Raw genomic sequence first — 13,550 nt, forward strand, 5'->3', positions numbered from 1 at the left:
ATATTGCGTTTGACTTTTTGCGAAGAAAGCGTCTATTTGAATTTATTTCTTTTATACCAATTCATGAAAAAGTAGTTGAGCACCCATTTTTCGAATTGGAGGAAGTTCGCGGATTATATATTGCTTTAGGAAAATTAAAACCTTCCTACCGAGAAGTCATTATATGGAGAAAAATTGAGGAACTATCTATAAAAGAGACAGCGGAAATACTTAGTTGGAATGAAGAAAAAGTCAAAAACACGCTAAGACGAGCAAATGCGAGAGCTAAAACAAACAGATACAGAACAAAACACATCTATCCAAGCCATTACTGACGCAACAACAAAGCCAATCAGAAATTGGGTGGTTTCTTTTATCGGGACTGTCTCAATCATAGCTATTTGTTTGTTAACCTTTTACTTAGTGACTATGGAATCTAATCCACCAGTTACTTCATCTAGCGAAAACCAATCAATTAATAAGGTATATTATTTTACAAATGGGAATAGGGATGAGCATACATTTTTTGAAAAATGGTCCCCTTTTTATTTACATGTTGGGGTTATGAATGATTCGAAGATGCTTGAACAGTTCCAGTCTTTTCTACAAGACATGATCCCCCGTTCTAAAGACGATTATTATAATAGTTGGTATGGCAACGATTTTTCAGCGATGGATATTCTCATAATGTACAATGATGGATCAGAACGTCGATTAAAAGAACTAAGTAGTTCGTTTTTTCTTGATATGAAAACAGATGAACTATTCTACATTCCTTCTGATAATTGGCTTGATTTTTCAAGAGAATTCTTTAAAAATCCCAATGCTGATTGGGGAAAAATCATTGGAATACTTCTCTTGTTTTTCGCTCCATTTTCGATGACATTGTGGTTTAAACGGAAATTTCCTATTATTAAATATCGTGAATGGTCGTTGAACTGGACACATCATTTATTAAACTACTTAGCAATTGTTACGATTCTAGTGGGATTCTCCTATTGGGAAAACAATTATGGAACCTTCCACATTGTTGTTTATGCTACTATATGGCTTATATATGGTGCCTGCCAAGTAGTATATCGATTAAAAAAGGATGAGCACATGCGCTCCATTCAATTGACCATTATTAATCATCTAATTGGAACAGTTGCTTTAGTTTTATGTGTATTTGGTTTTTAAATTTATATTGCAAACCACAAAAATCCCAAGATGCATTATATCTTGGGATTTTATCTATTAAGCAGCATTCAAAATAAATCGGATAATGGGCACTACAACGCCCGTTAAAAGTTGCCTGACATCCCGGACAGCTATCCGTCTGCATATATTGATGAATCGTTAACTCCGTCTGACAGCTCCCACATAGAATAGCCAGTTCGTCAAACCGCTCCTTTGGCCAACGTTCGATTTTGTGATCGGCATCTTCCTCGTGACATTTATAGCAAGGATAATAGCGGTTACAACACTTAAACTTTATGGCAATAATATCTTTTTCGGTATGATAATGCGTACAACGCGTTTCATCGTCCACGATAGCACCATATACTTTCATTTACATTCCTCCTATCTTGATGACCAATACTGTAATTACAAATAAAACAGCGACCATTCCTACTACGTAATCTATTTGCTTAAATTGCAAAACCTTATACGCAGTTCTTCCCTTTCCCTTACCATAAGCACGTGCATCAATCGCGTAAGTTAACTGCTCCGCACGCTGTACAGTGGTGAACAGCAAAGGAACTAGAATTGGAATATAAGCAAGCATTCGCTTTACAAACGGTAAATTACTAATATCATGACCTCTTGCTTTTTGTGCGAGGATAATCCGTTCTAGTTCCTGTAAAATTGTCGGTATAAAACGAATTGCAATTACAATCATTAAAGAAAACTGTTCGACCGGCACATGAATTTTGGAGAGCGGTGCCAATAGCTTTTCAAGGCCACTTGCTAACTCTAATGGTTTTGTCGTTAACGTTAAAATAGAAGCTAATAGCACGAGTAAAGTAATTCGCCAGACGAAACGCACTCCATTTTGTATTCCTTCCATAGTCACTTCAATAAATGACCAAGACCAAATGACAGTACCTTTTGTGAGCAGGATATTGTAGAAAAAAGTAAAAAACAAGATAAATAAAATTGGCTTTAACCCTCTTATAAAAATAGGTAACGGGATTTTCGATAGCATCAAAATACCAAAGACAAATAAAGTGGCAATTACATAACTCATAGCAGTTTCAAGCATCAGAAAGCTTAGCATGATGATAAAGATACTTACAATCTTCGCCCTCGGATCAAGTCGGTGAAATACGGAATTGGTCTCCATATACTGGCCTATCAAGAAGCTATAAGACATTTAGAAGCCTCCTTGCCCTCCAAATCGGGAGAATCTTATCGAAAATTTCCTGCTCCCTACAACTGGAGATGTTAATCTTCTCTCCAGATAACTCCTCTACTATTCTTAAAAATTGGATGGATTCTGGTAGTGGCATTCCTATTTTCTCTAGTAAATGAGGTTGTTCCAAAAATAATGTACGGGTATCCAACTGTTTTACTAGACAGCCCTCATGAAATACGATTACTTCATCCGAGTATTCTGCAACGTCTTCCATTTGATGCGTTACGAAAATAATCGTCCGGCTTTCTTGCTGTTGCCATTTTTTCAGTAACTTTAATAATGTAGCTTTACTAACTGGATCGAGACCAGCTGTCGGTTCATCCACGATAAGAAGTTGTGGATTCATCATTAACACAGAGGCAATTGCTACACGGCGTTTTTGGCCACCGCTTAATTGAAAAGGAGCTAATGGTAAAATATCTTCTGCCAGACCGAGTAGTGGCAAAACGTTTGAGATGCTCTTTGAAATTTGCTGATGAGACCAGCCTTGTTGCTTTGGTGCAAAAACAAGCTCTTTGAATACGGTCGTTTCAAATAATTGGTGCTCTGGATATTGAAAAACAAAACCGATTTCTGGGATAACCATTAGTTGCCCTTTAGCATCTCTTTTAACAGGCCGTTGATCGATTAAATAATCTCCATCAATATTAGCAATCAACCCTTTTAACACTTGAACAAACGTCGACTTTCCTGCACCTGTTTGGCCAATAACCGAAATCCACTTACCTTCTTCGATTGTACAACTGATATTTCTTAATGCTGTTCGATTGGAATATTTCACACTCACATTGTTTAATTGATAGACCATTGTGAACGAATCCCTTCTTTCCAATCGACGGCTATTGACCCTTCTAGCTGGAGTGTTTGATGTAAACGAACTTCAAAAGGTAGCTGTAATTGATAGTCTGTAACAGCTACTGTTTCAAAAAATCTCAATGGGTCCCCGTCAAATTGAAGACGTCCTTCATGTATGAGTAAAATACGCTCTGCTCGTAGCACTTCCTCCATATGATGCGTGATATGTACAATCGTCATGCCTTGATGATGTAAATCCTGCATAATAGCTAGCACTTGTTTTCTTCCTTCTGGATCAAGCATAGAAGTCGCTTCATCAAAAATAAGCATTTGTGGTCGCATTGCTAATATAGCTGCAATCGCCACACGCTGCTTTTGACCACCTGATAGTTGGTGCGGCATTGCTTCTAAATAATCCTCCATATGTACAGCCCGCAATGAAGCTTCCATTCTCCCTTGCATTTCTTCCCTTGGAACACGAATATTTTGCAGACCAAAAAGCACTTCATCCATGACAGTCGTTGTGATAAATTGGTCGTCAGGATTTTGAAAGACGAAACCTATTTGTTGATGAATTTTCATGAGATCATCAGGATTTGCCGTATCTAATTGGTGAAACTTTACGGTTCCTTTCTTAGGTAAAAGCAATCCGTCGATTAGCTTTGCAACTGTAGATTTCCCACTACCATTTGCACCGACAATCGACACAAACTCCCCCGCTCGAATCGTAAAACTCACATCATCGATAACAGGCTGACCTTTTTTATAATAAAAATGAACGTGATCTAAAGTAAGCATCTATTCACTTCCTTTTCGACTTTGCCATGTAGTGAAAAATGCATCTATATTATTTTCGGAAAATGTAGGAATAGGCTTTTGCCACCGGGTCACTTTTGAACTGTTAACGCCAAATATTTCACCAGTTAATTCTGGATCTTGCTGTGCAAGTAGCCCCCCTACAAAACGGGCAACGTCCTCTGCCTCTCCTACTTTCCAATAATCCGGAAACGGCTCATTTTTACTGGCATATTTGTTTTTTATATGTTCAATCACAGGTCTCGTCATATCTGTTAAAGCAGCTGGGGATATAGCATTTACTCGAATGTTATCGCGCCTAAGTTCAGCTGCAAGTGTCCATGTCATACCGAGTATCCCTGCCTTTGCCACACTATAATTCACTTGACCAATCGAGCCTCCTAACCCGGCTGTAGAGGTCATTAAAATTATGTCACCACCACTTTCTTGCATATAGGGAAGTACTCGTCGAATGCTATAAAAAGCACCGTTTAAATGCACACCTAATACAGCTAGCCACTCTTCATCTGTCATCTTTATACATTTTTGATCATGCAAGTTACCTGCATTATGTATGAGCACATCTATGCGACCTAATTGAACTATAACTGCATCAACCATTTTAGTAACTGCAATTGGATCGGCAATATGAGCAACAAATCCCATCGCAACTCCGCCAGTTCGCTTGATATCTTGCACAACTTCGTCTACTAACTCCTGTTTTGTGCCATTCACAACAACCTGATAATCTAATTGTCCAAGATGCAAGGCAAGGCTCCGCCCAATACCTCTTGTGGAACCCGTAATGATCGCTACTTTTTTCATCGTTGCAACTCCTTTACTAAAAAAGATCCAGCTGCAATCTTATCGCCAGTTTCCGTAGTAACTGTCAATTCAACACCATTCTCCACACGCTCAAAATTAAAAATGGCTACCGTCCCCACAAAAAGTGGCTTCTGAAACTTCATCTTATACGTTGTGATCCATAGTGTAGGATGCTCCGATAAATACAATGACTGTGCTAGACCCATGATATACATGCCATGCGCAATTGGACGCTTGAATCCAGCTTTTCTTGCGGCATTTACGTCTAAGTGAATGGTTGACGTATCTTTCGAAGCAATTGCATACTGTGCAATTACTTCAACTGTTATATGCTTTTTCACACGGGTCACCTACTTGTATTAGTATTGTTTCTGCTGTGGCTATTAGTTCGCCGTTGCATTTACAAACGAGCGTATGGGTTAAAAAAGTAAGCATTCCTTGTTTCCCTACCTTTTCTTCTACATTCGTTAACGCTAATTCACAATCCAGCAACATGCCTGCTGTAATTGGTGCCATATATGAAAAACGCTGTGTACCATGGATCAGGGTTCTAGCCTCTTTAAGCCATGGAATATCGAATTCTTGCCAAAATATAATTGGCATGGTGGAAGGGGCAATTAAGATACCATTCATCTTCTGTAAAGGGGCTTCTATACTTTGTGCGTACTGCGAAATCCACTCCGACGTCACATAAAGCTGTTGTTGGACCTTATTCATTCGACTGCCTCTACAAGCGTTGCAAGCCCTATTCCGCCACCAATCCCCAGTGTGGCAAGCCCCTTTTTATAAGGTTTGTAAAGCATTTCAGCACATAGTCTTGTCATTAAGATTGCACCTGATGCACCGTAAGGATGACCAATCGCCAATGCACCGCCCCCTCGGTTTACCTTTCCCAGTGGAATATGAAGTTCCTTTAAAGAGGCTAATACTTGAGAGGCAAAAGCTTCATTAAACTCCACTATATCTATATCATCTACCGTTAGTTGCTGACGCTTTAACACTTTTTGCACAGCTGGTATAGGACCAATTCCTAAATAATTTGGATCTACCCCTGCCGCTTGCGCATCTACTACTCGTAAAATCGGCTTAAGGTTCAGCTCGTCACATTTTTCATGGGACATAATCAATATAAGAGCAGCCCCGTCATTAATCGGACATGCATTTCCAGCAGTGACCGTGCCATCTTCCTGAAATACAGGTGACAATTTCTGTAGCTTTTCCATGCTTGTGTTATCTCTTGGGCATTCATCTTTGGTTATCCATTCTCCATTAACATAAAGAGGCATAATCTCCTGCTCAAATCGTCCAGTTTGTTGAGAATGAATGGCTTTCCGATGACTTTCCAAAGCAAATTGATCTTGAGCTTCTCTTGTAATTGTGTATTTTTTTGCTACGTTCTCCGCTGCGATTCCCATATCTGGATCACCGTAGCTACTCGGTGTGAAACGAGCACGTGTATATAACTCTGGTAAACCCATTAAGCTTTGAGGCTTAGCCATTTTCCAAGGTGCACGACTCGTACTTTCCACACCACCCGCTAAGTAGACACCACCTGCACCGCTTTGTATTAATCTAGCAGCTATATTGATTGCTTCTAAACCAGAGCCACATTGCCGGTCTACGGTCAAGCCAGGAACAGTAACAGGAAGCCCTGCTTCAAGCGCAGAAACTCTGGCAATATTCCCTCCTGGTCCCACGGCATTGCCAATGATGACATCATCAATGATATCCTTCGGTAAATTCGCTTCCGCAACAATACGCTTGATAAGAGGTGCTAATAATTTCTCCGGCTCTAGCGCACTTAACATGCCCCCCATTTTCCCTATTGGCGTGCGTTTTGCTAGGACAATCACTGCTTCTGTCATACCATCACCTTCTCCATATAGTCTTTCATCGCCTGACGTGCTAATTTCCCACTACTTGTGTAAATAAAATCATTCACCGTTATAATTTGCTTTGGAACTTTATAGCTCGCTAAATATTTTCGACAATACGCTTTCACTTCTTCTATTGATAAACGATGTAGCCCTTCCCATTTTATAAGTGCCATCACTCGCTCCCCCCAGTATGCATCTAGGACGCCGAGCACCATAACTTCCCTAATTGCAGGATGCTGTTGTAGCACCGCTTCTACTTCTTCTGGATAAATATTAAGACCACCAGATATAAGCATATTTTTTGCACGACCTGCTAAATATAAATTACCGTCCTCCTCTACAGACATATAGTCTCCAAGCATAAGCCAACCGTCTTGAAAAGCTGCCTTCGTCTCGTCAGGCAAATGATGATATCCTAAAAACATCATGTCACTTCGAATACAGAGCTGCCCAATCGTTCCAGTCGGTACTTCCCGAAAATACTCATCCCGAATAGAGACTTGAACGCCTGGAAAGGGTTTTCCTAATGAGTTGGGTTTGTTTTCTTCGAATATATCCAAATAGCTAATATAACTTGCTTCAGATGAACCATAGAATTCGTATAGCCTTGCTTCTCCAAACACTTCCTTCGCCTTTTTCTTCGATGACTCGGACCACTTTGCTCCCGACGATATCAATGCTTGGATAGGTATCTGACTCGGAGCAGCCTGCTCAAGCATCGATTCAATCATTGTTGGTACGACAAATAAAATCGCATTGGGATGCTGTTTACAGAGCCGTAAAACTTCTGCAGCATTAAATTTAGGTAAGATATGAAAAGTTCCCCCGCTATACAAGCTCTGCATTAAAGCAAATAAAGACAATGATTGGACGAATGGACCCGGCGCTAAAATATGCTCCATCTCGTCGAATTGGAATGCTTCATTCGTCGCCGCAAAGCTCTTGCTCCATGATAAATGAGTGCGCATATACCCTTTTGGGATTCCGGTTGTGCCAGACGTAAAGCCTATAAATAATAATTCATTCGTATTATCCATTTCAGCTTCAGGTTTTAAGCTCGATAGCCAGCTGTCATAAGAACCAGTCTCTCTATCAGAAAAGGTGAAGAGCTGCATGTCACTCTGTTGCGACTTTAAATTCTTTGCAAATGCAGACTCAGCAAATATTATTTTCGGCATGCATTGTTTTAAAATAACGGTTACTTCAATTGCACTCCATTTGGGATCTAGTGGAATAGGAATACAGCCTGCATAAATCGCTCCAAGAAAAACCTCTACAAATTCTATTCGATTCGTTGATAAAATGGCGATATTTTCATGCTTTAAACCATTTCGCTGTAACCCATAAGCTACCTTTTTCATCGACTGTACAATATCTGAGTATGTACGGAATTCCTGTCCAGCTGATATAGCAATTTTGTTCGGATGTTGCATTGCCTTGCATATGAATAGTTCTGCTAGATTCATCTCTCATCATCCTATTTAATCGTTCGATATTTTAGTTGTTAATCTTCTGCTCAATTGGACTAACTGCTTTTATTTGCATAACAATAATAGCTACAATAATGGCTTTTATTAAATCTCCAGGTAAAAATGCGGTAGCGCCTACCAGTCCAGCCCAAACGGATGTATTCGTAATAATTGCCATTACAGGCGCACCAATTAAACTAACCAATACAACCCCAAAAATAAAATTGATCATAATTACTTTCCATATTTTTAACGTTGGCCATACTTTTTCCATCGCCAGTCCGATACAAAATGCGGCAATGGGCCAGCTGAAAATGTACCCAGCTGACGGACCAACTAAAGGAGCTAGACCACCCCGTCCTCCTGACAATAAAGGTAAACCTAAAGCAACTAATACGATAAATAAAATCAAGCTAATAGCGCCCGTTTTCTTTCCTAAAAAGCTCCCAGCAAGCATAACACCAAGCGTTTGTGCAGTGACTGGCACTGGTATAAAGCCCAATGGGATTGGCGGAATCATGCCTAATACACCTATTAATGCTGCAAATAATGCAGCGAATACCATTTCTTTTGTTTTCATTTTTTCCCCCGTATAAGTAATGTACAATTACAAATTTTCAAAAGAAGTCGACATCTATGAATTAAATAAATCATAGCTTGAAATTCCATTTGTGTAAACATATTTTTAAATTTGGTTAACTCATTTATTTGAAACATAAAAAATCCCAAGAAGTAAAATGATTCTCTTCTTGGGATTTTCTATTTGATTAATGCTAATTTTATGCTTCACCAGGTGTAAATGTACGAGAAGCTAGCTCGGAATCTAGCATAAAGATTGCATTTGAATCGTTTTGAATTCGTTTAATTTTGTTGATCAGTGTATCGAACGTTGACTCTTCTTCTACTTGCTCGTCGATAAACCATTTTAAAAATGCCATCGTTGCATGCTCACGCTCATCTAAAGCGATATCTGATAAATTGTAGATACGACGTGTCACTTCTTTTTCATGGGATAATGCAGTTTCAAAAGTATCCAAAATAGAGGTAAAATCATTCTGTGGATTTGCAAACCCATCAATCGTAGCTCTGTATCCTAAATCACTTAAAAAGTTGTAAAACTTCATTGCGTGGAAACGCTCTTCCTCGGCTTGTACTAAAAAGAAATTAGCAAATCCGTCATATGTTTCCGCTGTACAGTATGCAGCCATTGCAAGATATGCATGTGCAGAATAAAACTCGAAGTTCATTTGTTCATTCAATGCTTCATGTAGTTTTTCAGATAACAACATAAGTTCCTCCCTTTTAGATAGTATGATAGATGAAAGATTCACCTTCCACTACAAGTATACAACCGCACTCATTTTTAATGCAATCAATAACTGATAATCATTATCAATTAAAGGAAAGCTAAACAAAAAGAAGCTATCCTATATAGGATAGCCCCTAGTAATTACGATTCTGCTTGTACTTCTTCCACCGTCGCTTCCACTTCTGCACGAGTCATTTTCTCTTTTCCACTCTTCAGCGCTTTTAACGTTTTATGTGCTAGTGCAAGTGGTAGCTTACAGAATAATTTAATGCTCCGACGATTAATGGATTTCATATATTCGTCTGCTTTTGCTAAATTACCTTCTGCATAGTGAAACATGTCCTCTCGCGTCCAGCCTTCAGGGAAGAATTGGACCCCTCGTTCTTTATCCTCGTCTTTATTGCGCAGAATATTCACTGCTTGCAAGCCTCGCCCGTATGCAATCGCTAGCTCTCGGTCCGTATCGATACCTGCATTCCACTTCCATAAGTCAGATAGCATCACTCCAACTAAACCAGCAACGTAATATGTATACTCATCCAGATCTTCTTTTGTTTTTACTTGCCAGTTTTTTTCTACCCATTTAGCCATACCCTCAGCCATCTCGCTTGAAGACTCTTTTACTTTATCCACTAAATCTACCGGACAAATTGAAAGCCAATCGCCAAGTCTTAAAGAAACCTCTGGCAATATATCTTGAAAAGGTTCTACTAACTGTTCGTACTCTTTTGTATTAAATTCAGTTGCTAACATTTTACTTGTAGCACGCAATAGTGCTTGTTTCTCCTGCGAACCTAATGCCTCATGATCCTCTATTTCATCTATTGCACGCATCACTAAATAAGCAGAGGCAACCGCTTTTTTCAGTTTTGGTTCCAAAAATGTGATCGGTATGTAAAAAGTTCTGCTTGTCTGTTTTAGCATGTCCATTGCTTCTTTTTGTAAAGTTGCTGCTTCCGGCACAATGAAGTCCTCCGTTTCACCACTAAATGTTCTTATCTCCTATTGTATCGGATTTTCATGAAAAGACAAAATGACTTCCCTTGTTCATATAGAAGAAATGTAGCCTTCTTCTGCTCCTTGAATAAAATAGGAATAATGGGAAGTCGCACGGGAACACTAGACAATAATAAACATAGTAAAGGAGGTTAATACCATCCATTATTTAGATATTGGTCAAGGTGAGCCTGTAGTATTAATTCATGGATTAGGTAGTAAAAAAGAATCCTGGGAAAACCAATACGAACTATCCTCTAATTATCGTTTGATCATACCCGACCTTCGTGGACACGGCGAATCCGAAGAGTTTGATAATATTTCAATATCCATTTTCGCGCAGGACATTTTATCCCTCCTTGCTTCTCTAGATATTGAAAAAGCCCATTTTTGTGGACTTTCAATGGGAGGACTAGTCGTACAAGAAATTTATTGCCAAAACAATAAGATCGTTCAGTCAATGGTTTTATCCAATACATTTTCGTACGCTCCTACTTGTTTAGGCCAACTGACCGTTATGAAAGGCGCAAGGAATTTACATTCATCTACAAGCGACGAATATACAACCTATACCGCGGAAAAGTGTTTATATCGTAAAGAAACCAACTTAATCGATGCAGCCAAGAAAATGTTTCTTATTAAAAAAACGCCCTATCTCGCATCCTCTTTTTCGGCAATCAAATCTAATTATCTTCCCATCCTGCCTTTTATCAGAGTTCCAACTCTCATCATCGGAGGGCAATACGATGAGATTAATCCTTTGTTTAGTGTCTTCCAAACGAAGTGGTTTATGCCACGAGCGGAATTAGTCATTCTCGGTAACTGTGGACATTTGCCAATTTTAGAAAAGAAGAATGAATATAATCATTTACTCAATCGTTTTTTTCATAAATATCAAGTAAGTGCTCTTTGATTATGAGGTGTTGAGCTATTTAGGGGAGAATCGCAAGATACTTTTTCTCCTAAAGCCAAAACAAAAAGCTATCCCCTATTTTTTTCAAGAGGATAGCTCATTTATTTTAGTTAGCTCGCTCTTTCCAAAATAGCGAAATAACAAAGCTAAGTGCAAGCACGTACATAGATAATACATACGGATAATCGATATTCACGTCGAATAGTATACCGGCAATTCCAGGACCTATAATATTTCCTATACTCGTAAAAGTAGAATTTAATCCTCCTACAAAGCCTTGTGCATCGCCAGCTATTTTAGATAAATACGTTGTCAATGCAGGACGTATCAAATCAAACATTAGGAAAATAACAAAAGTCACCACTAATATTGACCAGTATGTCGATACTTTAATCATAGCAAATATAAATATTGCGGATACGCCCATACAAACTTGAATTAGTCTAATCTCTCCAATTTTCTCTACGATACGGTCAAACGATAGCACCTGTGCAATGACACCTAGAATTCCGCTTATTGTGATGATTAAAGCAATATCTTTTGGCGTAAAGGAAAATTTATGATCGACGAAGAGTGAATAGACTGTTTCAAAAGCAGCGAGACCAAAGCTAGATACAAGAATGATAAGCATCGGAATGAGATAAATCGGCTCCAGCAATTTGCGGAATCCTGATTTTGCTACTTGCTTTTCTGTTTTCTTCTCTTCTATTTCTGGTCGTTTAGGTTCTCTCAATATTACTAACGAAAAAACAGATCCTAAAAACCCTAAAGCTGCTGCAAAAAAGAAAGGAAGTCTCGTACCATGTTCAGCTAAAAAACCACCAATTCCAGGTCCAATGATAAAACCTGTGCTAATGGCTGCTGCAACATATCCCATTGCTTTCGGACGTTCTTTTAAGGATGTAATATCCGCAACAAAAGCGGTCACTGCTGGCATCATGAAAGCAGCACTAACACCGCCTAACATTCTGGATGTATACAATACCCACACGTCTTTTCCGAATCCGAAAAGCATCTCGGATAGTGCGAAAAGAAGCATCCCGATTACAATCATTTTCTTGCGACCAAATGTATCGACCCATTTACCTGCTATAGGAGATACTAATAGTTGGGTGAACGCAAATGCTGCTACTAAGTAACCCATTGTAGACCCTTCTAAATGCATTTCTCTCATGAGTGTAGGCATTACAGGAATCACTAGTCCAATTCCTAAAAACACAATAAACAAATTTATAAGCACTAAATATATTGTCTTATTTAAACTACTTTTTTGCATAACCATTTTCAAGCTCCTAACAATCTAATAAAATACTTTCTACCTACAAAAATAAACCCTATAGTAACTATAGGGTCAAGTAGCTTGAATTTGTATTTTTAATTCCACTAAGAATTCATCTTTATTTGAAGCGGTGAAATTGATCGGCATCCAAACGTCATAAACGATTGGCTCTATTTTTAGCTGATGCTGCTCCATATAGTCCATTAATTTTTGATAACAAATTTCGTATGCGTCATCTGTAAATGTAAAAGTAATACTGAGATATTGTCCGGCAGGTATAGTGCTTATTTCTACATCTTCCGAGTTAATATGGATTTCCTTGTCTGTCACAGCATATGTAAATAAGTAGTCATAATGGATATCTTCCAGTGATTCATATTTATGCAAAGCAAATGCACCACCATATAGTGTATCGAATACACTTCCCATATCTTCTAGCACCTTGCTAATAAGTCCATATTCTCTGTTTGGGATATCATTTATCGTTATATCGGATGTTTTTATCTTTACTATTTTTTGTGCAGGGATTTCCTTTACACAAACATGCATTTTATCGGACTCCACTACAAATGATTGTATTTGTTCCTTCTTTCGTTTTAACACTTCTTTTGTTTCGATCAGTCTTCGAAACTCCTCTTCAATTTTATTTTCTTGATCTGCCAAATAGTTCACGAGTTCCTCAGGACTCAATGTTAGTACAGATTTCACTTCTTCTAAGGATAGACCAAGATATTTTAGCGATTTAATAATATCTAAATAATATAATTGGGTATTTTGATAATATCTATACTGATTTTTCGGGTCAATTTTTATCGGTTTAAATAAATCGATACGATCATAAAAACGTAAAGTTTGGATAGATATATTACTGAGTTTCGCCACTTCTCCTATTGTTAAGTAATGTATTTTCAAGGG

At 38.4% G+C, this 13,550-nt stretch carries 16 protein-coding genes and 1 pseudogene; 3 read left to right on the top strand and 14 right to left on the bottom strand.

Going from position 1 to position 13,550, the window contains the following annotated elements; translation table 11 throughout:
- Positions 1-95: 95 nt before the first annotated feature.
- Together ACIP9W_RS15000 and ACIP9W_RS15005 are read left to right on the top strand one after the other, a co-directional pair.
- Positions 96-314, top strand: coding sequence for an RNA polymerase sigma factor (locus ACIP9W_RS15000; RefSeq protein WP_400791108.1), 219 nt, complete (start codon positions 96-98; stop codon positions 312-314).
- Entirely contained in the window at positions 256-1,158 is a 903-nt protein-coding gene (locus ACIP9W_RS15005) for a hypothetical protein (RefSeq protein WP_400790908.1), read from the top strand. Before ACIP9W_RS15000 ends, ACIP9W_RS15005 begins: the two co-directional genes overlap by 59 nt.
- Positions 1,159-1,225: 67 nt before the next feature.
- Here the strand turns inward: ACIP9W_RS15005 and ACIP9W_RS15010 are convergent.
- The 12 genes and pseudogenes from ACIP9W_RS15010 to ACIP9W_RS15065 form a co-directional block, all read right to left on the bottom strand.
- A pseudogene (locus tag ACIP9W_RS15010) lies at positions 1,226-1,531 on the bottom strand (CHY zinc finger protein); the annotation flags it as partial.
- On the bottom strand, positions 1,532-2,335 hold the full coding sequence (locus tag ACIP9W_RS15015) for an energy-coupling factor transporter transmembrane component T family protein (protein WP_400790911.1): 804 nt from the start codon (positions 2,333-2,335) through the stop codon (positions 1,532-1,534). It lies immediately after the preceding pseudogene.
- Positions 2,325-3,185, bottom strand: coding sequence for an ATP-binding cassette domain-containing protein (locus ACIP9W_RS15020; RefSeq protein WP_400790914.1), 861 nt, complete (start codon positions 3,183-3,185; stop codon positions 2,325-2,327). The genes ACIP9W_RS15015 and ACIP9W_RS15020 overlap by 11 nt, the downstream gene beginning before the upstream one ends.
- Positions 3,170-3,970, bottom strand: a complete 801-nt coding sequence (locus ACIP9W_RS15025; protein WP_400790917.1) for an energy-coupling factor transporter ATPase — start codon at positions 3,968-3,970, stop codon at positions 3,170-3,172. Before ACIP9W_RS15025 ends, ACIP9W_RS15020 begins: the two co-directional genes overlap by 16 nt.
- Positions 3,971-4,792 (bottom strand): SDR family NAD(P)-dependent oxidoreductase, encoded by an 822-nt coding sequence (locus tag ACIP9W_RS15030; protein WP_400790919.1) that lies wholly within the window; start codon positions 4,790-4,792, stop codon positions 3,971-3,973.
- The gene (locus ACIP9W_RS15035; protein ID WP_400790922.1) at positions 4,789-5,133 is read right to left on the bottom strand and encodes a MaoC family dehydratase; all 345 of its coding nucleotides are present in this window, start codon (positions 5,131-5,133) and stop codon (positions 4,789-4,791) included. Before ACIP9W_RS15035 ends, ACIP9W_RS15030 begins: the two co-directional genes overlap by 4 nt.
- The gene (locus ACIP9W_RS15040) at positions 5,111-5,509 is read right to left on the bottom strand and encodes an FAS1-like dehydratase domain-containing protein (protein ID WP_400790924.1); all 399 of its coding nucleotides are present in this window, start codon (positions 5,507-5,509) and stop codon (positions 5,111-5,113) included. Before ACIP9W_RS15040 ends, ACIP9W_RS15035 begins: the two co-directional genes overlap by 23 nt.
- A complete protein-coding gene (locus tag ACIP9W_RS15045; protein WP_400790926.1) occupies positions 5,506-6,657 on the bottom strand; it encodes a thiolase family protein in 1,152 nt (383 codons plus the stop codon). Before ACIP9W_RS15045 ends, ACIP9W_RS15040 begins: the two co-directional genes overlap by 4 nt.
- Positions 6,654-8,135, bottom strand: a complete 1,482-nt coding sequence (locus ACIP9W_RS15050; RefSeq protein WP_400790928.1) for an AMP-binding protein — start codon at positions 8,133-8,135, stop codon at positions 6,654-6,656. Before ACIP9W_RS15050 ends, ACIP9W_RS15045 begins: the two co-directional genes overlap by 4 nt.
- 31 nt (positions 8,136-8,166) lie before the next feature.
- On the bottom strand, positions 8,167-8,718 hold the full coding sequence (locus tag ACIP9W_RS15055; RefSeq protein ID WP_400790931.1) for a biotin transporter BioY: 552 nt from the start codon (positions 8,716-8,718) through the stop codon (positions 8,167-8,169).
- A gap of 199 nt (positions 8,719-8,917) precedes the next feature.
- Positions 8,918-9,424, bottom strand: coding sequence for a ferritin (locus ACIP9W_RS15060; protein ID WP_400791111.1), 507 nt, complete (start codon positions 9,422-9,424; stop codon positions 8,918-8,920).
- A gap of 164 nt (positions 9,425-9,588) precedes the next feature.
- Positions 9,589-10,410 (bottom strand): squalene/phytoene synthase family protein, encoded by an 822-nt coding sequence (locus ACIP9W_RS15065; RefSeq protein ID WP_400790934.1) that lies wholly within the window; start codon positions 10,408-10,410, stop codon positions 9,589-9,591.
- A 235-nt stretch (positions 10,411-10,645) separates the two neighbouring features.
- Between ACIP9W_RS15065 and ACIP9W_RS15070 the strand changes: the two genes are divergently transcribed.
- Positions 10,646-11,356, top strand: coding sequence for an alpha/beta fold hydrolase (locus ACIP9W_RS15070; RefSeq protein WP_282243143.1), 711 nt, complete (start codon positions 10,646-10,648; stop codon positions 11,354-11,356).
- Positions 11,357-11,462: 106 nt separating this feature from the next.
- Here ACIP9W_RS15070 and ACIP9W_RS15075 read toward each other — a convergent pair whose 3' ends face one another.
- Together ACIP9W_RS15075 and ACIP9W_RS15080 are read right to left on the bottom strand one after the other, a co-directional pair.
- The gene (locus ACIP9W_RS15075; RefSeq protein WP_400791113.1) at positions 11,463-12,632 is read right to left on the bottom strand and encodes an MFS transporter; all 1,170 of its coding nucleotides are present in this window, start codon (positions 12,630-12,632) and stop codon (positions 11,463-11,465) included.
- Between the two features lie 75 nt (positions 12,633-12,707).
- Positions 12,708-13,547 (bottom strand): MerR family transcriptional regulator, encoded by an 840-nt coding sequence (locus tag ACIP9W_RS15080; protein WP_400790936.1) that lies wholly within the window; start codon positions 13,545-13,547, stop codon positions 12,708-12,710.
- Positions 13,548-13,550: the final 3 nt, after the last annotated feature.

Origin of the sequence: Psychrobacillus sp. NPDC093180 (assembly GCF_044754065.1) — a bacterium.
GTDB lineage: Bacteria > Bacillota > Bacilli > Bacillales_A > Planococcaceae > Psychrobacillus.